This is a genomic window from Erwinia psychrophila (assembly GCF_039023475.1).
In the GTDB taxonomy this organism is placed as follows: Bacteria; Pseudomonadota; Gammaproteobacteria; order Enterobacterales; family Enterobacteriaceae; genus Erwinia.
On sequence record NZ_JBCHVB010000003.1, the window covers coordinates 446568 to 468406 of the forward strand.

The window sequence follows — 21839 nt, forward strand, 5'->3', positions numbered from 1 at the left end:
GTTTACGACGAATTGAACATGGGTAATGGAATGAATAGCGGTAATAGAGAAGGGTAATTCGGGGATTTGGGCTGAGAGAAAAAAAATGCGCGACTTGCTAAAAAAATTCTAAAGGTTGGGGTAAGGCAGACGATAACAACTTTGACGGCGATGAAGCCGGGTGGCAAACAAGCCCCACTCCCTTAACAAGATTCGATTTTAATAGGAAACTTTATCATGGCACAAGTAATTAATACCAACAGCCTCTCGCTGATCACTCAGAACAACATCAACAAGAACCAGTCTGCTCTCTCTACCTCTATGGAGCGTCTGTCTTCTGGTCTGCGTATCAACAGCGCGAAAGATGACGCTGCTGGTCAGGCAATCGCCAACCGCTTCACCTCTAACATTAAAGGTCTGACTCAGGCTGCCCGTAACGCTAACGACGGCATCTCTGTTGCGCAGACTACTGAAGGCGCACTGTCAGAAATCAACAACAACTTACAGCGTGTTCGTGAGCTGACCGTGCAGGCATCTACCGGCACCAACTCTGATTCTGACCTGTCTTCCATTCAGGACGAAATCAAATCTCGCCTGTCTGAAATCGACCGTGTATCTGAACAGACTCAGTTCAACGGCGTGAACGTCCTGGCTAAAGACGGCAAAATGTCTATCCAGGTTGGCGCGAACGATGGCGAAACCATCGATATCGACCTGAAAAAAATCGACTCAAAAACTCTGGGTCTGGATAGCTTCAACGTTAACGGTCCTAAAGATAAAGCAGGTACTCTGGGTACTGTCGCAAACACCGACTTTACTTCTTACTACGGCTCTACCACTCAGGTTGAAAAAGCGACTGTCGCAGAAACTGGCGCTACAAACGATTTGTCTACCCGTCTGGGTCTGGCTGCTGGTGGCGCGACCATCAAAGCTGACGAAGTTTATAAAGATGATAACGGCAACCTGTTCGCTAAAGTTACCATCAAGCCTACCGGTGCTGCTGAAGTTAACAACCTGAAAGCAAATGGTTTCGAAAGTGCTGACGGCGTAGGCAAGGATTACTTCATCGCTCTGGATCCACAGGCTGCTGATACTTCAACAACTGCTGATACCGCTGCGTTTAAAGTTGATACTAAGAGCCTCAGCCTTAACAGCCTGACTACCGGTTCTTCTTCGGATCCATTAGCAAAACTGGATTCAGCAATTGCTTCTGTTGATGAGTTCCGTTCTTCTCTGGGTGCGATTCAGAACCGTCTGGGTTCTGCAGTTACTAACCTGAACAACACGACGACTAACCTGTCAGAAGCACAGTCTCGTATTCAGGATGCTGACTACGCGGTTGAAGTCTCTAACATGTCTAAAGCGCAGATCGTTCAGCAGGCAGGTAACTCCGTACTGTCTAAAGCTAACCAGGTTCCACAGCAGGTTATGTCTCTGCTGCAGGGCTAATCACTCTAAGCTTCTTGTTTCACTTAAACCCCGCTTCGGCGGGGTTTTTTTATGCGAATGATAAGCCCACTTTTTGTGCATTGTTCCTGCGATTAACTCCCGGTGGTTGATTTACCATGTTGATAATGAAAATTATTGTTTCAATTACGGGTGTCAGCGGGTAGATCATGAAAAATATTACTATCATTGAACCACTATTTGTTAGTGCCTTTAAGTGCATTGGGAATGAGTGTCGCGATCACTGCTGCAAAGGCTGGGACATCACTCTTGATAAGCCTACAGTGAATCGATATTTAAAATCTTCACAAATTGAAATAAAATTACTTGCTACAGAAAATATCATTACTACCCGTAAGAGTTATGGAAGTTGGGGGAAAATGAAGCTCAATGCGGCTGGAAATTGTGCCTTTATGGATGAAAGTCGACTATGTAAAGTGCATTCCACATTAGGTGCGTCGGCACTAAGTCCTACCTGTGCCTCTTACCCAAGAGTCGCGAATACGTTTAAATATGAACAGCAAAAAAGCTTAACGCTTTCTTGCCCGGAAGCGACACGGCAGTTATTATCTTCGCCCGATTCAATGCTGTTCGAGCAGACAATTAATGTACAGCCTGGCGCCAATAAGGCGAAAGATCTCGACCAAGAGAAAAAACTGCTGAACTTAATGTGCCTCAATATTGTAAAATATAGTGGCGTACATCTTAACGAGGCGTTTTACTCACTAGCCAGTTTTTTACTTTATGTTGAGAAGCTAAGCGAAGTTGACGATCGTATTGCAAAGATGGACAACTATTTTTCTCAGACCATTAATAGTTTAATCGAAGGTGAAACTAGACAGCAACTTGATCAGGTTAAGCCCGATTACAATTTGCAGTGGTCACTCTTGTTGCGGATGCAGACCTATTTTGAGGGGATAGTTAAATTGCGAGGGTGGCCGACATTAAATCATTACATCAATAAGCTTATTTATATACAGGCTGAAGGTGCAAAAAATAATGACATCAACCAGTCAATGATAAGGCTTGAAAATGTCTGGCAAAGTAAAGTGATGCCCTGGTTTGCAGAACGCCCATGGATAATGAACAATTATATTCAATACCGTATCTATGATGGTTTTTTCCCTGGTGATAATAGTCGTAAACCACTATTGAATTTATACCTGTTGACTGCTGACTGGTTTTTATTGAAATCATTGATCGCCGCATGTGTTGAGATGGTAGGCCAGGTTAATGAGGATGATATCATCAATATTATCTACAGTTACCATTCAATTACCAAGCACAACGCGCAATCAACATCTGCCTTTGTGGCGGAAATTAATAAAACCAAAGTCAATGATGATTTGTCGCTTATCTATCTGTTGAAATAAGCATGCAATCTGTAGTTGCTGCCTTTTCGCTGTGCCTGCTTTTCAAATCGCTAATATAATAGTTATGTGGTTAATAACTGACTCGCCTTTCCTAATCGGGGAGGCGAGTGATTTACATACGCAAATAGGACGTCATTACAGGCGGATTTCTGTTGTGTTAAGGGAGAGTTGCAGGATGACTGTATGATTATTTCAGGTTTAATCCACGTGCACACTAAATGGTTAGGCACCGGTTTTTTCAAAAACAGTATGTGAAATGCTTGGGTTATCATCCTCATAAATGCCTATTTAATGGGAATGAATTCTTGTTGAAACCATTATAAAGCGAAAAAATCAGCTTCAGTCAACGAGCCTGTATCTTTTCGTTTACTCCTCGCATTACAGTTCCACTTCGATCTGCCGATAACTCCTTCAGAACAACCATAACTTTCAACTATTTTTCTCTGGAGTGTTGCTATGCGCTTCAACGTTGACCTGCAACCCGGCGATCTGCTGAGCTTTGACGAAATCGCTCAACGCTATGCGCTGAAATTCCCGGACGAGAAAGCGCTGACGGCCCGGGCGCTGCTCAGTCCTTCCACCAGCTACCGCAATCTGGTCATCCGGGCGATCTTCGCCAACAACGAAACCAACAGCCCGCTTGAGGATCTGCTCTTCATCTCTAACGATAACGAACGCAAAAGTTATCTGCGGCGGCTGGAGTACTACCTCAAACAGCAGCTTCCTTTCTACTATTTCCGACGTAACGAACAGGCAAAGCAGGAAAACCGCTGGAAGGTGATGGGGGAGAGCCGCGTTTACGCCATGCTCGATCCTGCATCAGCGGCTGCCCAGCAGCTGGTCACCAGCCGTGGCTATACGCTCTCGCTGATGCGTCAGGAAGGGGAGGAGGCTTACTGGCAGCTTTTTGATGCGGGCGCACATCCCTGTTTCAGCGTCTCCCGCCGCATTCAGTTTATCGCCGTCGTCAGCAGCCCGCTGCTCCCGATACCGCCAGGTGTGATATCAGGCACGCTGGTGGGCAGAAAAGTGAAGGCGCAGGTCTGGCAGCAGGCGAGTCAGGCGGAATTTGCGGCCTCGGTAAAGGCCCGTTACGGTGCCTGCGTGATCACCGGAACGCGGCTGCCGGAGAGCACCAGCCATCCCTGGGTCGAGGCCTGTCATATTCAGACGGATGAGAATGAAGAGGGGTTTCTCAACGATAACAGCGTGGACAACGGCCTGTTTCTGCGCAGCGATCTTCAGCGGCTATTTATCAGCCGTCTTCTAATCATCGATGCGGCGAGCGGTCGCGTACATCTGCGCGGTATCGGTGCCATTAATGAAGATTTACGCCGTGCTTATCAGGAAATAGACGGCCAAATTTGCGCGCTGTGGCCGCATGTTCCCGACGCGACACGCGCAAAACTTCGGCAACCTGGCTGATTTATCCGAAGCGGCAGCCTTTCGCGCCGCTTTTTTACACAAAAATGAAATAACCCGCCTTTAATAGCGCTATTCCACCAATCAATCCGCCCTACAGAAACAGATAATCATGCCGATAACTTAACTAACGTAGGGTAGTCAGGGTGAATGATTTCTATACCGCCGATGGGGTGATGGATAAAAACTCGCTGTGGCAGCGATATGTGCCGCTGGTGAGACATGAGGCGCTGCGTCTGCAGGTCAGGCTGCCAGCAAGCGTGGAGCTGGACGATCTGCTGCAGGCAGGGGGCATAGGGCTGCTGAACGCCGTGGAGCGCTACGACGCGCTACAGGGCACGGCCTTTACCACCTACGCCGTGCAGCGTATCCGGGGCGCCATGCTTGATGAGCTGCGCAGCCGCGACTGGGCACCTCGCAGCGTACGACGTAACGCACGTGAAGTGGCGGGAGCGATGCACCGCGTTGAACAGACGCTGGGTCGTTCCGCGACGGAGCAGGAAGTCGCAACGCAGCTCGATGTCTCTCTGGAGGAGTACCGCCAGATCCTGCTGGATACAAACAATAGTCAGCTGTTCTCTTACGACGAGTTCCGTGAGGAGCATGGTGACAGCGCAGAACTGGTTACGGAAGGCCATGAAGAAGCGAATCCGCTGCATCAACTGATGGAAGGAAACCTGCGCGAACGCGTCATTGAAGCGATCGAGGCCCTGCCCGAACGCGAAAAAATGGTGCTGACGCTTTACTACCAGGAAGAGCTGAATCTTAAAGAGATTGGCGCAGTGTTGGAGGTCGGGGAATCCCGGGTCAGCCAGCTGCACAGTCAGGCGATTAAACGCCTGCGCGCCCGGTTAACGGGAGCGCGCTGACGGAGTCAGTTTCGCACTCTCAACACCAACCGGGGACTCAAAATGGGATCCAACACAAAAATGAGGCCGTTAAGCCGTTATTTAAAAGACTATAAACACAGCCAGAATAACTGTTCGCACTGCAGCAAGGTGCTGGATCGTATGGCGCTAGTGTTTCGTGGTCAGATAATAAATAAAGAGGCTATTGCCCGGATGGATCAGCTGATCGACGATCAAGTCTGGTTAAAACTTCAGAATGAGCTGACGGCGCTTTGTCGCTTCTGTAGCGATATTTTCTGTAACACACATCCGAACTATTTCGACATTATGGCCTTCAAACAGTATCTCTTTGAGCAGACTGAGATGAGCCACAGTACCATTCGCGAATATGTTGTTCGCCTGCGACGCCTTGACGACATGCTGTCCAAGCGCAATTTCCCTGCGGAGAGACTGCGCGGCAACAGCTGGCATGAATGCCTTGAAAACGATCTGCCGGATGCCGGCAATAATAATTACCGCATAGCCTTGCGAAAATACGATCAGTTTCTGGGCTGGCAACGCAATTAGGTTGTCGCTGACAACCTCTTTTTTCGTTACCTTTTGTCTAACTTCTGTAAAACTGTAAGGATAACTTTTCGCGCTCTCTCTGGAGGCCACGTTGTCCTTACATCTCTTAAATGCTTTTCCCCGGCTGGAACTGCTTGGTGCACCCACGCCGCTGGAACACCTGCCCCGTTTTTCCGACTATTTAGGTCGGGACATCTTTATAAAACGTGACGATGTCACGCCCGTTGCGCTGGGCGGCAATAAGCTCAGGAAACTGGAGTTCCTTACCGCTGACGCGCTGCGCCAGGGCGCGGACGTGCTGCTTACCGCAGGCGCCATTCAGTCTAATCACGTACGCCAGACCGCGGCCGTTGCGGCAAAGCTTGGCCTGAAATGCGTGGCGCTGCTGGAAAACCCGATTCATACCGCCGCTGAAAACTATCTGAGCAACGGCAACCGCCTGTTACTTGACCTGATGGATGCGGAAACGATCATGGTAGACGCGCTGCACGATCCCGATGCTCAGCTTGAAGAGCAGGCCACGCGGCTGGAAGCGCAGGGTTTTCGCCCCTACATTGTCCCGGTAGGCGGCTCAAACGCGCTGGGCGCGCTCGGCTACGTTGAGTGTGCGCAGGAAATCGCCCATCAGAGTGAGGGTGTGGTCGATTTTGCCGCCGTGGTGGTCGCTTCCGGCAGCGCCGGGACACATGCTGGCCTGGCGGTCGGGCTGGAGCAGCTGTTACCGGACACCGAACTGATCGGCGTCACCGTTTCCCGCATGGCGGACGAGCAGCGGCCCAAAGTGAGCGCAATCCGTGAGGCGCTGGCGGCTTCTCTTGAACTGACCGTCAGCGCGCCGATCAATTTGTGGGATGAGTACTATGGCCCGCAGTACGGCATGCCAAACGAAGAGGGCATGGAAGCGATCAAATTGCTGGCCCGGCTCGAGGGGATATTTCTCGATCCGGTCTATACTGGCAAGGCAATGGCGGGGCTGATTGACGGCATTACCCAACAGCGCTTCAGCCGCGAAGGGCCTATCGTATTTATCCACACCGGCGGTGCGCCCGCATTATTCGCTTATCATCATTTGTCTGATTAGAGAAGAATATTCCCCTTTCGGCTGGTATAAACGCGCCGGGTCGCATAAATTCTTCGGGTCAGATCGGGCGTCACGGGATCTGACTCATCTGTCGAAGCAGTCATTATAACAGGAGAGAAGTGGGCAATTGTCTCTCCACTAATCTAACGGAGTCCTTATGAATTTTTCTCTGGTGCCTCGCCAACTGATGATGGGCGTAATGTCGCTTGCTCTGGTGGCCGGTTTTTCTGCCAGTACTTCCGCAGCTGAAGAAAATTTGCTTAACAAAGTGAAAGCGCGCGGTACGCTGCTGGTCGGTCTGGAGGGCACCTATCCGCCGTTCAGCTTCCAGGATGAAAACGGCAAGCTGACCGGCTATGAAGTGGAGTTCGCCGACGCGCTGGCTGCGCATATGGGCGTTAAGGCTAACCTTAAGCCGACCAAATGGGACGGTATGCTGGCCTCGCTGGACTCCGGTCGCATTGATGTGGCGATCAACCAGGTCACCATCTCAGCCGATCGCAAAAAGAAATATGACTTCTCCACGCCTTACACCGTTTCCGGAATCCAGGCGCTGACCAAAAAAGAGGATGCCTCCAGTATCAGCAAGCCGGAAGATCTGAGCGGCAAGAAGGTCGGCGTGGGTCTGGGCTCTAACTATGAGCAGTGGCTGCGTGAGAACGTGAAAGATGTGGATATCCGCACCTATGATGATGACCCGACTAAATATCAGGATCTGCGCGTTGGCCGTACTGATGCCATTCTCGTTGATCGTCTGGCGGCGCTGGACCTGGTGAAAAAAACCGGCAATACGCTGGCGGTTTCGGGTCCGGCATTCTCCCGTCAGGAAGCTGGCGTGGCGCTGCGTAAGGGCAACCCTGAAATGCTGAAAGCGATCGATGACGCCATTGCGGAAATGCAGAAAGACGGCACGCTGACCGCACTGTCTGAGAAGTGGTTTGGCGCGGACGTGACGAAATAATGCAGGAAAGTATTCAACTGGTGCTGGATTCAGCACCTTTTTTACTGAAAGGCGCGCTCTTTACCCTCGAACTCAGCATCGGCGGCATGTTTTTTGGCCTGCTGCTGGGGTTCCTGCTGGCGATGATGCGTCTTTCGCATTTCTGGCCGGTTGCCTGGCTCTCTCGCTTTTACGTGTCGGTATTTCGCGGAACGCCGCTGATTGCCCAGCTGTTTATGATCTATTACGGTCTGCCGCAGTTCGGTATTGAGCTCGATCCGATCCCCTCCGCAATGATTGGTCTCTCCCTGAACACGGCTGCCTACACCTCAGAATCCCTGCGAGGCGCGATTTCCGCCATTGAGCGTGGACAGTGGGAAGCGGCGGCCAGCATCGGCATGACCCGCTGGCAGACGCTGCGTCGGGTAGTGCTGCCGCAGGCGGCCAGAACGGCGCTGCCGCCGCTGGGAAACAGTTTTATCAGCCTGGTGAAGGATACCTCGCTGGCCGCCACCATCCAGGTGCCGGAGCTGTTCCGTCAGGCCCAGCTGATTACCTCGCGTACGCTGGAAGTTTTTACCATGTATCTGGCCGCTTCACTGATCTACTGGGTTATGGCGACGCTGCTGTCCATGCTGCAAAGCCGGCTGGAAGATCACGTTAACCGTCAGGATCGGGAGCCAAAATGAGCGCTATTGAAGTCAGTAAGCTGGTCAAACGGTTCAACGGTCAGACGGTACTTCACGGTATCGATCTGGAGGTCAAATCTGGCGAGGTAGTCGCCATCATCGGGCCGAGCGGATCGGGAAAGACCACGCTGTTGCGCAGCATCAACCTGCTTGAAGAGCCGGATGAAGGCACGATAAAGGTCGGTGAGATAGTGATCGATGCCTCAAAGGGCATGAGCCGGCAGAAAGTACAGATACGTCAGCTGCGCCAGCAGGTAGGGTTTGTCTTTCAGAGCTTTAACCTGTTCCCGCATCGCTCGGTGCTGGAGAACATTATCGAAGGTCCAACCATCGTTAAGCGTGAACCTAAAGCGGAAGCCATTGCGCGGGCGCGGCAGCTGCTGGAAAAGGTGGGGCTTCATGGAAAAGAAGAGAGCTATCCGCGCCGGCTTTCCGGCGGCCAGCAGCAGCGCGTGGCGATTGCCCGTGCGCTGGCGATGCGGCCTGAGGTGATTCTTTTCGATGAACCGACCTCGGCGCTCGATCCTGAACTGGTTGGCGAAGTGCTGAACACCATTCGGGCGCTGGCGGAGGAGAAACGGACGCTGGTCATTGTGACCCATGAAATGAGCTTTGCCCGCGATGTCGCGGACCGGGCGATTTTTATGGATCAGGGCCGGATAGTTGAACAGGGTGATGCAAAATCACTTTTCAGCGATCCCCAGCAGCCACGTACGCGGCAGTTTCTTGAAAAATTCCTTAATGCCTGACCGTTAAATATAAGCCTTTCCGAACAGTGGGGAGGCTTATATTATCCTCATCACTATGAGGATAATCTTAATTAACTTGTTTTGCTTTCCGCTATCTATTTAAGAATTATCCCTTATTGTTTATTCTCTCCGATAACGACGCCGCTTAATTTTCCTTTCAGAGTAATGCTCATCGTATTTTGGCTAGTGTAAGTAATAATTTGTAAACTTACTTCAGATTGTCAGGATATTAAGTGGATACTGCCGGTCAGAACGCTTTAAAGAGATTTTTAGCGCAGTCAGACAGTTACCTTCGCTTCAGCTATTTCTGGTCCCCACCGGGCCGGGCGCTAATGCCGCTGGTGGTGGCGCTGGCCTTTGCAGTGCGCTCTTTCTGTAGGTATGGCCGCTACGCATTATGGCGCTGGCTGGGGCTGTTTTCGATTCGCAGCTGATAGCGAAACCGCAAAAAAGTACCAGACGTCGCCAGCAATGGCTGATAGTATTCAACAGGGCTGATAATATTGGCCCTGATTCCTTTATTACCATGGGAAATATGTACCAGAGAATAATAAAACACCAACGCCAGGAACTCTCCCTGCACACGCATATTTATAAAAATCACAGCACACAGCTGGAGTAAAATAATGAATTCTACTCATAAGAAAGAAATCGTCTGGATTAACAGCCTGAAAGGCGCCTGCATTCTGTTAGTTGTTTTGTATCACGTGGTCTTGCCCGGTTATGCTGACATGATCCCTCACCTGACCGCCGGGTTTATTCCGGCGAAATTATGGGTTGCCTTTAATCACTACCTCTCGCCGCTGCGGATGCCCGCCTTTTTCTTCGTTTCCGGTTTGCTGGCCTCCAGTGCCATTCTGAACCGTCCGTGGAAACAGGTGTTCACCAGTCGCGTCACCAATCTGTTCTATCTCTACTTTCTCTGGGGCCTGATCCAGTGGTTGATGATTAACGGCGTTTCTGGCGAAATTATGGGAGACCAGCTTTCCAGTAACGCGAATGCCGCCTGGGCCTCTTCGGCGGGGGAATTCCTCAAGCTGATGCTGCTTGCCATGAGTTCCTCCTGGTACCTCTATGCGCTGGGGCTCTTTTTCCTTTTCGCCAAACTGTTCCGTGTGCAAAAGAGCACGATCATGGTGATGGCGCTGGTGCTTAACTACGCCGCAGTGACGAATGTCATTCCCGGCTGGGGCCCCGAAAGCCTGTCGCAGTATTTTATCTTTTTCCTGTTCGGCACGTTTTTCAGCACGACCATGGTGCGCTGGAGTGAATGGCACCGCAGCAACTTGCTTCCCTGGGGCGTGCTGGCGCTGCTTGCCCTGGTACATACGCTGATGGGGCTTCCTGAAAACCTGTTCCTGTGCGTTATTGCTATCCTGATGTGTATCGCCGCCTGCCGGATGCTGAATAACGTTTTTGATATGCGCTGGCTGAACTGGATGGGAAAAAATACGCTGCAAATTTACGTTCTGCACCGCATTTTTATCGAGTTTTTCGGCATGTCGGCGATCCTCTTCGCGCTGGGGCATAACTTTTTTGCCAGCAAAGCCTTCTCGTTGCTCTGGGCCGTGGGCTTCCCGCCGGTAATGACGGTGCTTTGTGCCGGCTGCTCTGTCGGGATCTGGACGCTGCTGAACCGTGGCGTGGGCAAAAATTTGTTCATCTACCCAAAACTGTTGCGGATGAAGTTTGATACCTGATGGCGTCACAGTATGAAAAAAGGGCTTACGCGCCGTGTCGTAAGCCCTCAGGCTGAAGATAAACGTGATACGAAAGGTAACCGTGCCAGTGCAGCAATCTGCTGAGGCGGGCTACCTTCCTGCGCTGTGCCCAATTTCAGGCACAGCGCAATTTTGCCGCTCAGACTCAGCCGATGGTCATCAGGCTGGCGTTACCCCCTGCGGCAGCGGTGTTGACACTCAGCGAGCGCTCAATCAGCAGGCGTTCCAGCAGAAGGTTCGTTTCACCCCGCGCAAAGCCCTGTACGGAGACAATCGGCCCCTCGCGTTCCGCTACCGTTTCACAGACCATGCGCAGCTGATCGGCATCGCCGTGATATATCACCGCGTCAAAATCCGCGTGCTGATCCAGCGGCTGGGCGGCAAAGTCGATGCGCTTCTGCACTTCCTGCGGCAGCGTTTTAAACAGCGAACGGTGCAGCTCATCTTCCGGCCACAGCGCCCGGCTGCCTACCGCAGTGACGGCGGCCAGCTGGATCAGCGTATCTTCTTCGTTATCCGCCAGGCACAGCACCGTCTCGCGCGGCAGCAGCGCAAAGGTGTTGCGTTCGCCCGTCGGGCCTGGCAGCAGGCGTACCGTACCGCCCTGGCCCAGTTCCGCATAGCGCGCGCAGAGCATCGCCAGCGCCGGTTTTTCTTTTGCCCATGCGGTCAGCGCCTGATGCGGAGCCAGCAGGACCGGACGCAGCGCCGAATCGACCGGACGCTCGCCATCCTGGCGGTCCAGCGTCAGACGCAATGCGCCATCCGGACGGTGTGACAGCAGCCGGTAGAGGTAGAGTGGGCCACCCGCTTTCGGACCGGTGCCGGAAAGGCCCTCACCGCCAAACGGCTGCACGCCGACCACGGCTCCCACCATATTGCGGTTGACGTAGAGGTTACCCACGCGCGCGCTGTTCGTGACCTGAGTGATGGTTTCGTCGATACGGGTATGGACGCCCAGCGTCAGCCCGTAGCCGGAGGCGTTAATCTGCTCAATAAGCTGCGGCAGCGTATTGCGGGTGTAACGCACAACATGCAGCACCGGGCCGAAAACTTCTTTATCCAGATCGGCGACGTTATTCAGCTCGATTAAGGTTGGCTGTATGAACGTGCCGCTTTGCCACTCTTTGCTGTCCTGCTGGTTTTGGACCACGGCCTGATAAACTTTCATGCCTTTGGTACGCATTACCTGGATATGACGCTCAATGTTCTCTTTCGCTTCAGCATCAATCACCGGACCAATGTCCGTGGAGAGCCGTTCCGGATTGCCCATGCGGCATTCAGCCATAGCGCCGCGCAGCATCTGAATAGTGTGGTCGGCCACGTCGGCCTGAACGCACAGCAGACGCAGCGCAGAACAGCGCTGTCCGGCACTGTCAAAGGCGGAAGCGACAATGTCCATCACGACCTGCTCGGTCAGCGCGGAAGAGTCGACGATCATGGCGTTCATTCCGCCCGTTTCGGCAACCAGCGGCGTCGGACGGCCCTGCGGATCGAGGCGACCCGCCAGGTTACGCTGCAGCAGGGTAGCGACCGCCGTGGAGCCGGTAAACATTACGCCGCGCACCCGGGGATCGCCGGTAAGCTGCGCGCCCACGGTTTCGCCCAGGCCGGGAAGCAGCTGCAGCGCCCCGGTCGGCACACCCGCTTCATGTAATAGCGAAACGGCTTCTGCCGCAATCAGCGGCGTCTGCTCGGCGGGCTTGGCCAGCACGCTGTTGCCTGCCGCCAGCGCGGCGGCAATCTGACCGGTGAAAATCGCCAGCGGGAAGTTCCACGGGCTGATGCAGACAACCGGTCCCAGCGGACGGTGAGTTTCGTTATCAAAGTCGTCGCGCACCTGGCCCGCATAGTAATAGAGGAAGTCGACCGCTTCGCGGACTTCAGCAATCGCATTGCTGAACGTTTTCCCCGCCTCACGGACCAGAATGCCGATCAGACGCTGAAGCTGGCCGTCCATCATTACGGCGGCACGTTCAAGAATAGCGGCGCGCTCTTCCGGTGGCGTGGCGAACCAGATTGGGCCGGCATTCTCGGCCGCATCCAGCGCGGTGGAGACGTCATTCTCGCTCGCGTACTGCACATAGCCGACGATGTCCCCCGGCTCGGCAGGGTTAGTCACCGGCAGGCGTTCGCCTTCTTCCACCTGGCCATCTATCAGCGGCAGCGCCTGCCAGGAGTGAGTCGCGCTGTTGAGCAGGGCGCTGGAGAGCGAGGCGAGACGGTGTTCATTGGCAAGATCCAGCCCCGACGAGTTGACGCGTTTGCTGCCGTAGAGGTCGCGCGGCAGCGGGATTTTTGGATGCGGCAGGCCGATGGCACCTTCCTTGCCCGCCAGCTTTTCAACTTCTTCTACCGGATCGGCGATCAGCTCTTCAATCGGCAGCGTGTGATCGGCGATACGGTTAACGAACGACGTATTGGCACCATTTTCCAGCAGGCGACGCACCAGGTAGGCCAGCAGCGTTTCATGCGTGCCGACCGGCGCATAAATCCGGCAGGGGCGGTTCAGCTTGCCGTCAGCCACTTTGCCCACCACCTGCTCATAGAGCGGCTCGCCCATACCGTGCAGGCACTGGAATTCATACTGTCCCGGATAGTAGTTATTGCCCGCCAGCTGATAGATAGCGGCCAGAGAGTGCGCGTTATGGGTGGCAAACTGCGGATAGATAAGGTTTGGCACCGCCAGCAGCTTGCGGGCACAGGCCAGGTAAGAGATATCGGTATAGACCTTACGGGTATAAACCGGATAGCCTTCCAGCCCCTCCATCTGGGCGCGTTTGATTTCACTGTCCCAGTAGGCGCCTTTCACCAGTCGGATCATCAGCCGGCGACGGCTGCGCTGGGCAAGATCGATCAGGCCATCGATCACAAACGGACAGCGTTTCTGATAGGCCTGGATCACAAAGCCGATGCCGTTCCAGCCTTCCAGCTCCGGCTCAAAGCAGAGCCTTTCCAGCAGATCCAGCGACAGCTCCAGGCGGTCAGCTTCTTCGGCATCGATATTGATGCCGATATCATAGGAGCGTGCCAGCAGGGTCAGGGATTTGAGAATAGGGTAAAGCTCGCTCATCACCCGGTCGTACTGCGCCCGGCTGTAGCGGGGGTGCAGAGCGGAAAGCTTGATCGAAATGCCCGGCCCTTCATAGATACCGCGCCCGTTGGACGCTTTGCCGATGGCATGGATCGCCTGCTGATAGGAGACGAGGTAGGCTTTGGCATCTTCCGCCGTCAGCGCCGCTTCCCCCAGCATATCGTAAGAGTAGCGGAAGCCTTTATCTTCCAGCTTGCGGGCATTAGCCAGCGCTTCCGCAATAGTTTCACCAGTGACAAACTGTTCGCCCATCAGGCGCATCGCCATATCCACGCCTTTACGGATCAGCGGCTCACCGCTTTTACCGATAATACGGTTTAGTGAGCGGGAGAGGTTCGCTTCATTGTGGGTCGAGACCAGGCGCCCGGTAAAGAGCAGTCCCCAGGTGGCGGCGTTCACAAAGAGCGACGCGCTGCGGCCCAGGTGCGACTGCCAGTTACCGTTGCTGATTTTATCGCGGATTAAGGCGTCGCGGGTGGGCTTATCGGGAATGCGCAGCAGCGCCTCCGCCAGACACATCAGGGCGACACCTTCCTGTGAGGAGAGCGAAAACTCCTGAAGCAGGCTTTGCACCATTCCGGCGCGTCCGGTTGCCCCTTTCTGATGCCGGAGCTTCTCTGCCAGCTGGTGTGCCAGACGATGAGTTTGCTGAGCAAGCGGGGCAGGCAGGCGCGCCTGCTCAAGGATCATCGGGACGGATTCCGTTTCAGGACGTCGCCAGGCGGAGGTGATCGCAGCCCGGGTCACCGACTGCGGCAGGATCTGCTCGGCAAAATCCAGGAAGGGTTGGCGCGCCTCTTCTTCAGGACGCTCATCGCCTTCCTGAGAAGATGACTGAACGGGGAATTCAGGCAGGGTAGTGCCTTTCTCCAGCTGCTCAAGGTAGTTAAATATCGCCTGCTTGATTAGCCAGTGTGGGGTACGGTCAATCTGACCGGCGGCCAGCTTGATACGCTCACGCGTCGCATCATCCAGCTTCACGCCCATGGTAGTTGTGGCCATGCCTGAAAACTCCTTCATCGAAAAATACGTTGTTAGCGAGCAATATCATACAAGTTGCAACTTTGTGCAACCGTGTTAAATGTGACCGCCCACGCAGAGTTATTAGCCGGCCCGGTGAAAGCGGCACGGTAATTGCTGCAATCGTTCCGGCTGATTCTCTGCAAGCCGGTAGTACAGGGCATATCGCGCGTCAGTCAGGAGGTGCAACTCTGTAACTGTGATCCAGTACTACCTCCTGCTTGCTGACCTGTGACGCAGGGTGAATTTGCTGTAACTGATGTGTTAAAAGATTTGTACGAGTAGTCGCTTTACGGCAGGATACACCGCCTCGGGAGCCAGGAAACCGCGCCGTTACGTTCCAACGGTGCGGCATTAACCCGATGCGATAGCGCATTAACAACAATAAGTGGAGAAACTGGATGACAGTAAGTACACCCATGATGGTGACCTTTTGCGTTTATATCCTCGGCATGGTGCTGATTGGTTTTATTGCATACCGGTCTACAAAAAACTTCGACGACTATATCCTTGGTGGCCGCAGCCTGGGCAGTCTGGTTACCGCGCTTTCTGCCGGAGCGTCCGATATGAGCGGCTGGCTGCTGATGGGTCTGCCCGGTGCGATTTTCCTGTCGGGCATTTCTGAAAGCTGGATTGCCATCGGCCTGACGCTTGGCGCTTACCTCAACTGGAAGATTGTGGCGGGCCGGCTGCGCGTGCAGACTGAGCATCACGATAACGCCCTGACGCTGCCGGACTATTTCTCCAGCCGCTTCGAAGACAAGAGTAAGATGCTGCGCGTGATCTCCGCGCTGGTGATTCTGGTCTTTTTCACCATCTACTGTGCTTCCGGTATCGTCGCAGGCGCGCGACTCTTTGAAAGCACTTTTGGGATGAGCTATGAAACTGCCCTCTGGGCCGGTGCCGCAGCGACGATTCTTTATACCTTTGTAGGCGGATTCCTGGCGGTTAGCTGGACGGATACCATCCAGGCCGCGCTGATGTTTTTTGCCCTGATCCTGACGCCGGTCTTCGTTATTCTGGCCGTCGGTGGCCTCGACGACTCACTGGCAGTGATTGAGGCGAAGAGCTTTGAAAACCTCGATATGCTGAAAAACCTCAACTTCATCGCGGTGATCTCCCTGCTGGGCTGGGGCCTGGGCTACTTCGGTCAGCCGCATATTCTGGCGCGCTTTATGGCAGCGGACTCCCACCGCTCCATCCGCAGTGCACGCCGTATCGGCATGGCGTGGATGATCCTTTGCCTGGCCGGTTCCGTGGCGGTGGGCTTCTTCGGCATCGCTTACTTCCAGAACAACCCTGCCCAGGCCGCTGGTGTTTCTGAAAACGGCGAGCGCATCTTTATTGAACTGGCCCGTCTGCTGTTCAATCCGTGGATTGCCGGCATTCTGCTGTCTGCCATTCTCGCCGCGGTGATGTCGACGTTAAGCTGCCAGCTGCTGGTCTGCTCCAGCGCGCTGACGGAAGATTTATATAAAAACTTCCTGCGTAAAAATGCCTCGCAGCGCGAGCTGGTCTGGGTAGGACGGATGATGGTACTGCTGGTCGCCGTGGTGGCGATTGCGCTGGCGGCCGATCCGAATAACCGCGTGCTGGGGCTGGTCAGCTACGCCTGGGCCGGTTTCGGCGCGGCTTTTGGGCCTGTCGTACTTTTCTCTCTGATCTGGAAGCGTATGACGCGCAACGGCGCGCTGGCGGGAATGATCATTGGCGCGGCAACCGTGCTGGTCTGGAAACAGTACGGCTGGCTTGATCTCTATGAAATCATTCCGGGCTTCCTGTTTGCCAGCATCGCTATTGTGGCGTTCAGCCTGATGGGACGTGAACCTTCAGCAGCGGCCCAGCAGCGCTTTGCCGTGGCGGAAGCGGAATTTAAAGCCAACTAAGCAAACCCAATACCGGGCATCATCGCGATGCCCGGTAGCGTTTTTCGCACAGCTGTGAACTGAAGCCTGAGGCGATAAGCTCGCCTCTTTCTCTTTCTCTTTCTCTTTCTCTTTCTCTTTCTCTTTCTCTTTCTCTGCTCATCTTTTGTTTTCTCCTCTCTACGGCGCACGCCTGACCGCAAGCAAGAAGTAAAAATATTCTTCCCGGCGCTTGTCTTTTTATTGGTAATAATGATAATCACTATCGTTTGTATTTACGTTTCTTTACGGCAATTTACCGTGAATGATTGATCTCCGGGGGCCCGGCATGTTTGTTCCTTTTCTCATTATGTTACGTGAAGGTCTGGAAGCGGCGCTGATTGTCAGCCTGATCGCCAGTTACCTTAAAAGAACCCACCGAAGTGAATGGTTTGGCGCACTGTGGGCAGGCGTACTTATCGCTGCTGCGCTCTGCTTCGGCGCAGGTTACTTCATCAATGAAACTACCGGCGAGTTCCCGCAGAAAGAGCAGGAGCTGTTTGAAGGGATCGTGGCCGCGATCGCCGTTTGCATTCTGACCTATATGGTCTTCTGGATGCGCAATGTCTCACGCAACGTGAAAGCACAGCTTGAGGATGCCGTTGATGCAGCGCTGGAGAAGGGCGGTAACAGCGGCTGGGCGCTGGTAGCAATGGTCTTTCTTGCCGTGGCGCGTGAAGGCCTGGAGTCCGTCTTCTTCCTGCTCGCTGCCTTTCAGCAGGATGTGGGGATATGGCCGCCGATCGGCGCTCTCTCTGGCCTGGCTACCGCCGTGATCCTCGGCATGCTGATTTACTGGGGCGGGGTGCGCCTTAATCTGGCGACGTTTTTTAAGTGGACCAGCCTGTTTATTCTGCTGGTGGCGGCCGGACTGGCTGCCGGGGCCATCCGGGCTTTCCATGAGGCGGGATTGTGGAACGGCTTCCAGTCGATCGCCTTTGACCTGAGCCAGTCGCTCCCGACCAGTACGCTGATCGGTACGCTGCTGGAAGGGATGTTTGGCTACCAGCAAGCGCCAAGCGTCAGCGAAGTTGCGGTCTGGTTTATCTATTTAGTTCCTGCACTGCTGCTGTTCTTTAAGCCAGTGTCTCCGCAGGCGGCTTCAGGCATTGCGCGCTGAGCCTTTATCCGTGCCTGCTTGTGCAGGTGCGAACACTTTTTACAGGGATTTAATTATGACACTTCGTTTTCGCCGGCACGCGCTGAATGCCGCGCTGCTCACGTTACTGACCGGTTCTGCTACGGCCCTGGCGGCTGATATTCCCCAGGTGAAAATCAGCGTCAATGACAAACAGTGTGACCCGATGAACGTCACCGTAGAGGCGGGGAAAACCCGGTTCATTATCAAGAACGACAGTCAGAAAGGGCTTGAGTGGGAGATCCTGAAAGGCGTAATGGTCGTGGAGGAGCGGGAAAATATCGCGCCAGGCTTCACGCAAAAACTTACGGCGAACCTGGAGCCTGGTGAATACGATCTCACTTGTGGCCTGTTGAGCAATCCTAAAGGCAAGCTGGTGGTAAAAGGCACCCACGCCCCCTCTGACGGTCAGCCGGATGTGATGCAGCTGGCAGGCCCAATAACGGAGTACAAAGCCTATGTTACCCGCGAAGTGAACGATCTGGTTGCCGGCACCAAAGCCTTTACCGATGCGGTGAAGGCGGGAGACCTGGAGAAAGCCAAATCCCTCTATGCCCCGACTCGCCGCCACTATGAGCGTATCGAACCGATTGCTGAACTGTTCTCCGATCTTGATGTGAGCATTGACGCCCGCGAAGACGATTATGAGAAAAAAGCGGAAGATCCTAAGTTCACCGGCTTCCATCGCCTTGAGAAAGCGCTGTGGGGTGATAAAAGTACCAAAGGGATGGAGGCTTATGCGGATCTGCTCAACCGTGACGTACTGGATCTGCAAAAGCGCATCAACGAACTGGCCTTTTCGCCCAGTAAGGTTGTGGGCGGGGCGGCAGGCCTTATCGAAGAAGTGGCCGCCAGTAAAATCTCCGGTGAAGAAGACCGCTACAGCCGTACCGATCTCTGGGACTTTCAGGCGAACGTAGATGGCGCGCAGAAAATTGTGAGCCTGCTGCGTCCCATGCTCCAGAAAGCCGATGCGCCTTTGCTGGCAAAAATCGATGGCAACTTCAGGAAGGTCGATGACGTTCTGGCTAAATACCGTACCAAAGATGGCTATGAATCCTACGACAAGCTGACGGATGCCGACCGTAATGCAATGAAAGGCCCGATTACCTCACTGGCGGAAGACCTTTCCAGACTGCGTGGAACCCTGGGACTGGATTAACCTAAGATGGCAAGACAAGCTGGTGATGACGCGGCACAGCCATCGCGTCGTCGCTTACTAAAAAAGATAGGCATCCTCAGCGGTGCCCTGGCTGTAGGCGGTGGCTGTCCGGTTCATGCTGCGTCGGACGATAAGTCTTTCTCACCGGGCGCGTTATCGCCCTCGGCAAGGGAAGAGGTTCAGTCCTTTTATGGGCAGCATCAGGCGGGCGTGACCACGCCGCAGCAGGCTGCAATGATGCTCGTGGCCTTTGACGTGCTGGCGACCGGGAAAGAAGATCTGGAGCGTTTGTTCAGGCTGTTAACCGACAGGATCGTTTTTCTGACCCAGGGCGGTAGCGCGCCGCAGGTAACCAACCCGCGCTTACCGCCGATGGATTCGGGCATTCTGGGCGAGACCATTTACCCTGATAATCTGACCATCACGCTCTCCGTGGGCCACTCGTTGTTTGATGACCGTTACGGGCTGCAACCCCATAAGCCGCTGAAGCTCCAGCGAATGACCCGCTTTCCCAATGATTCGCTGGACGCCCGCTTATGCCATGGCGACCTGCTACTGCAAATCTGTGCCAATACCAACGATACGGTGATTCATGCGCTGCGCGATATTATTAAGCATTCGCCGGATCTGCTAAGCGTACGCTGGTTACGTGAAGGTTTTATTTCTGACCATGCTGCGCGCAGCAGGGGGAAAGAGACCCCGATCAACCTGTTAGGCTTCAAAGACGGTACGGCGAACCCTGATACGGCAGACAGAACGCTGATGGATTCCATTCTCTGGGTCACTGCGGATCAGGGAGAACCGGCGTGGGCCGTGGGCGGCAGTTACCAGGCTGCGAGGATTATTCAGTTTCACGTTGAGTTCTGGGATCGCACACCTTTGCGTGAGCAGGAGACCATCTTTGGTCGCGTTAAGCACAGCGGCGCGCCGTTAGGCAGGGAGAAGGAGCATGACCTTCCGGACTATCTCAACGATCCTGATGGAGATGTGACGCCGCTGGATGCGCATATCCGTCTGGCTAATCCCCGCACGGCGGCCACGCAAAGCAGCCTGATGCTGCGCCGGGGCTACAGCTATTCACAGGGCGTGTCGCATTCGGGGCAGCTGGAAATGGGGTTGCTGTTCGTCTGTTATCAGCATGATTTAGAAAAAGGATTTCTTAGCGTGCAAAACAGGCTGAATGGCGAAGCGCTGGAGGAGTATATCAAGCCAACAGGCGGAGGCTATTTCTTTGTTCTGCCGGGCGTCAGTGATAATAAACATTATCTCGGCCAGTCTTTACTGGAGGCGTGAGCAATTAAATGGCTGACCTTCCGCCGCGCCACGGACGGAAGGTTATTTTTTAATCAAATAAACTTTTCAGAGAACTTTCTGCCATTTTGACGAATTTTTCTTATCAAAATGCGTACGCACTTTATAGTTATCTCTTTGATTTTTTGGGTAATTACTCTACGGCTCGACGATTGTTCCGCATTATAAATTCCCTTCGTTTATTATCAGGTAAAATAGATGTTGCATTTCTGTCGTGATCTGTTGCAATTTAAACACGACGGCAGTCAAACGCATTAACTGAAGCTTCAGGGAGATCGCGAATGGTAAAGTCCTTTAACGGACATCAACGTCAGAAAATTGTTTCAGCGCCTCTGTTCGCGAGGCTACCTCTGCTCCGCCGTCTCTTACATCTCTTATCGATTTCTGCATACACCGTTCCACATTCAGCATTCCGGTGCCTGCAAAAGCGCACGCTTTGCCAGACACTTTTACCCACGGCCCGACAAGGCTTACAAGGAAGCCACCACAAAACCTCTAAAGCGTTCACGTAATCGCATCTGCGTCAGATGCGGGAAATGAAACCAACTGAAAGGTGCCACTATGGGAAGACAGAAAGCAGTGATCAAAGCGCGTCGTGAAGCAAAACGTGTGCTTCGTAGCGATTCACGCAGTCACCGTCAGCGTGAAGAAGAATCGGTCACCTCGCTGGTGCAGATGGGCGGACTTGACTCGATCGGCATGGCGCGTGATTCACGCGACCATTCACCCATCGAAGCCCGGAATGAAGCTCAGGCGCACTATCTTAAAGCCATAGAAAGCAAAAAACTGATCTTCGCGACGGGCGAAGCAGGTTGTGGCAAAACCTGGATTAGCGCTGCGAAAGCAGCCGAGGCCCTGATCCATAAGGATGTTGACAGGATTATCGTTACGCGACCGGTGCTACAGGCGGATGAAGATCTGGGGTTCCTGCCAGGGGACATCTCAGAAAAGTTCGCCCCGTATTTCCGTCCGGTCTATGACGTTCTGGTTAAACGTCTGGGTTCTTCCTTTATGCAATACTGTCTGCGTCCCGAAATTGGCAAAGTGGAGATCGCTCCTTTTGCTTATATGCGCGGACGTACCTTCGAAAATGCGGTGGTAATCCTCGATGAGGCGCAAAACGTTACCGCCGCCCAGATGAAGATGTTCCTGACGCGCCTTGGGGAAAACGTTACGGTGATCGTAAACGGCGATATCACCCAGTGTGATTTACCGGCTCACGTTCAGTCCGGCCTCGGTGACGCGCTGTCCCGCTTTGTGGACGATGATATGGTCAGCGTGGTGCGTTTTGGTAAAGAGGATTGTGTGCGTTCAGAGCTTTGTCAGCGTACGCTGATGGCCTACAGCTAACCGTTGCACAGTCGACAGGGCCCGGACCCGCGTCCGGGCTTTTTT

Annotated in this window: 17 protein-coding genes; 16 read left to right on the forward strand and 1 reads right to left on the reverse strand. The window is 53.8% G+C overall.

Annotated elements, in window-relative coordinates:
• Positions 1-216: 216 nt before the first annotated feature.
• The 11 genes from AAH446_RS10930 to AAH446_RS10980 all read left to right on the forward strand — a co-directional run bounded on the left by AAH446_RS10930 (position 217) and on the right by AAH446_RS10980 (position 10794).
• Positions 217-1428 carry a FliC/FljB family flagellin gene (locus tag AAH446_RS10930; protein WP_342906731.1) on the forward strand — a complete coding sequence of 404 codons (1212 nt, stop codon included), beginning with the start codon at positions 217-219 and terminating at the stop codon, positions 1426-1428.
• A gap of 167 nt (positions 1429-1595) precedes the next feature.
• Entirely contained in the window at positions 1596-2798 is a 1203-nt protein-coding gene (gene fliB, locus AAH446_RS10935; protein ID WP_342906732.1) for a flagellin lysine-N-methylase, read from the forward strand.
• A 456-nt stretch (positions 2799-3254) separates the two neighbouring features.
• A complete protein-coding gene (locus AAH446_RS10940) occupies positions 3255-4223 on the forward strand; it encodes an HNH endonuclease signature motif containing protein (protein ID WP_342906733.1) in 969 nt (322 codons plus the stop codon).
• A 143-nt stretch (positions 4224-4366) separates the two neighbouring features.
• Entirely contained in the window at positions 4367-5089 is a 723-nt protein-coding gene (locus AAH446_RS10945) for an RNA polymerase sigma factor FliA (RefSeq protein WP_342906734.1), read from the forward strand.
• Positions 5090-5131: 42 nt separating this feature from the next.
• A complete protein-coding gene (gene fliZ, locus AAH446_RS10950) occupies positions 5132-5635 on the forward strand; it encodes a flagella biosynthesis regulatory protein FliZ (protein WP_342906735.1) in 504 nt (167 codons plus the stop codon).
• A gap of 91 nt (positions 5636-5726) precedes the next feature.
• Positions 5727-6716: a D-cysteine desulfhydrase gene (locus tag AAH446_RS10955; protein WP_342906736.1), complete on the forward strand. Its 990-nt coding sequence runs from the start codon at positions 5727-5729 to the stop codon at positions 6714-6716.
• A 157-nt stretch (positions 6717-6873) separates the two neighbouring features.
• On the forward strand, positions 6874-7677 hold the full coding sequence (gene tcyJ / locus AAH446_RS10960) for a cystine ABC transporter substrate-binding protein (RefSeq protein ID WP_342906737.1): 804 nt from the start codon (positions 6874-6876) through the stop codon (positions 7675-7677).
• Positions 7677-8345 carry a cystine ABC transporter permease gene (gene tcyL, locus AAH446_RS10965; protein WP_342906738.1) on the forward strand — a complete coding sequence of 223 codons (669 nt, stop codon included), beginning with the start codon at positions 7677-7679 and terminating at the stop codon, positions 8343-8345. The genes tcyJ and tcyL overlap by 1 nt, the downstream gene beginning before the upstream one ends.
• Complete coding sequence (tcyN, locus tag AAH446_RS10970) at positions 8342-9094, forward strand: L-cystine ABC transporter ATP-binding protein TcyN (protein WP_342906739.1); 753 nt, start codon at positions 8342-8344, stop codon at positions 9092-9094. Before tcyL ends, tcyN begins: the two co-directional genes overlap by 4 nt.
• Positions 9095-9327: 233 nt before the next feature.
• Positions 9328-9528, forward strand: coding sequence for a hypothetical protein (locus AAH446_RS10975; protein WP_342906740.1), 201 nt, complete (start codon positions 9328-9330; stop codon positions 9526-9528).
• Positions 9529-9720: 192 nt separating this feature from the next.
• Entirely contained in the window at positions 9721-10794 is a 1074-nt protein-coding gene (locus tag AAH446_RS10980; RefSeq protein WP_342906741.1) for an acyltransferase family protein, read from the forward strand.
• A 166-nt stretch (positions 10795-10960) separates the two neighbouring features.
• Here AAH446_RS10980 and putA read toward each other — a convergent pair whose 3' ends face one another.
• Positions 10961-14911, reverse strand: coding sequence for a trifunctional transcriptional regulator/proline dehydrogenase/L-glutamate gamma-semialdehyde dehydrogenase (gene putA / locus AAH446_RS10985; protein WP_342906742.1), 3951 nt, complete (start codon positions 14909-14911; stop codon positions 10961-10963).
• Positions 14912-15330: 419 nt separating this feature from the next.
• Between putA and putP the strand changes: the two genes are divergently transcribed.
• From putP to phoH, 5 genes are all read left to right on the forward strand, one after another.
• Positions 15331-16815 carry a sodium/proline symporter PutP gene (gene putP / locus AAH446_RS10990; RefSeq protein WP_342906743.1) on the forward strand — a complete coding sequence of 495 codons (1485 nt, stop codon included), beginning with the start codon at positions 15331-15333 and terminating at the stop codon, positions 16813-16815.
• Between the two features lie 307 nt (positions 16816-17122).
• Positions 17123-17953 carry an iron uptake transporter permease EfeU gene (gene efeU, locus AAH446_RS10995; RefSeq protein WP_342906744.1) on the forward strand — a complete coding sequence of 277 codons (831 nt, stop codon included), beginning with the start codon at positions 17123-17125 and terminating at the stop codon, positions 17951-17953.
• 55 nt (positions 17954-18008) lie between these two features.
• Positions 18009-19133, forward strand: coding sequence for an iron uptake system protein EfeO (gene efeO / locus AAH446_RS11000; RefSeq protein ID WP_342906745.1), 1125 nt, complete (start codon positions 18009-18011; stop codon positions 19131-19133).
• 6 nt (positions 19134-19139) lie between these two features.
• Positions 19140-20426 carry an iron uptake transporter deferrochelatase/peroxidase subunit gene (gene efeB, locus AAH446_RS11005; protein WP_342906746.1) on the forward strand — a complete coding sequence of 429 codons (1287 nt, stop codon included), beginning with the start codon at positions 19140-19142 and terminating at the stop codon, positions 20424-20426.
• A gap of 579 nt (positions 20427-21005) precedes the next feature.
• The gene (gene phoH, locus AAH446_RS11010) at positions 21006-21794 is read left to right on the forward strand and encodes a phosphate starvation-inducible protein PhoH (RefSeq protein ID WP_342906747.1); all 789 of its coding nucleotides are present in this window, start codon (positions 21006-21008) and stop codon (positions 21792-21794) included.
• Positions 21795-21839 lie beyond the last annotated feature (45 nt).

Bases quoted from the DNA above. Each gene is read 5' to 3' on its own strand.
- phoH (WP_342906747.1), top strand. From the start codon at position 21,006: ATGGGAAGACAGAAAGCAGTGATCAAAGCGCGTCGTGAAGCAAAACGT.
- efeO (WP_342906745.1), top strand. From the start codon at position 18,009: ATGACACTTCGTTTTCGCCGGCACGCGCTGAATGCCGCGCTGCTCACG.
- putA (WP_342906742.1), bottom strand. From the start codon at position 14,911: ATGGCCACAACTACCATGGGCGTGAAGCTGGATGATGCGACGCGTGAG.
- AAH446_RS10980 (WP_342906741.1), top strand. From the start codon at position 9,721: ATGAATTCTACTCATAAGAAAGAAATCGTCTGGATTAACAGCCTGAAA.
- AAH446_RS10930 (WP_342906731.1), top strand. From the start codon at position 217: ATGGCACAAGTAATTAATACCAACAGCCTCTCGCTGATCACTCAGAAC.
- tcyJ (WP_342906737.1), top strand. From the start codon at position 6,874: ATGAATTTTTCTCTGGTGCCTCGCCAACTGATGATGGGCGTAATGTCG.
- tcyL (WP_342906738.1), top strand. From the start codon at position 7,677: ATGCAGGAAAGTATTCAACTGGTGCTGGATTCAGCACCTTTTTTACTG.
- AAH446_RS10940 (WP_342906733.1), top strand. From the start codon at position 3,255: ATGCGCTTCAACGTTGACCTGCAACCCGGCGATCTGCTGAGCTTTGAC.
- efeB (WP_342906746.1), top strand. From the start codon at position 19,140: ATGGCAAGACAAGCTGGTGATGACGCGGCACAGCCATCGCGTCGTCGC.
- putP (WP_342906743.1), top strand. From the start codon at position 15,331: ATGACAGTAAGTACACCCATGATGGTGACCTTTTGCGTTTATATCCTC.
- fliB (WP_342906732.1), top strand. From the start codon at position 1,596: ATGAAAAATATTACTATCATTGAACCACTATTTGTTAGTGCCTTTAAG.
- fliZ (WP_342906735.1), top strand. From the start codon at position 5,132: ATGGGATCCAACACAAAAATGAGGCCGTTAAGCCGTTATTTAAAAGAC.
- tcyN (WP_342906739.1), top strand. From the start codon at position 8,342: ATGAGCGCTATTGAAGTCAGTAAGCTGGTCAAACGGTTCAACGGTCAG.
- efeU (WP_342906744.1), top strand. From the start codon at position 17,123: ATGTTTGTTCCTTTTCTCATTATGTTACGTGAAGGTCTGGAAGCGGCG.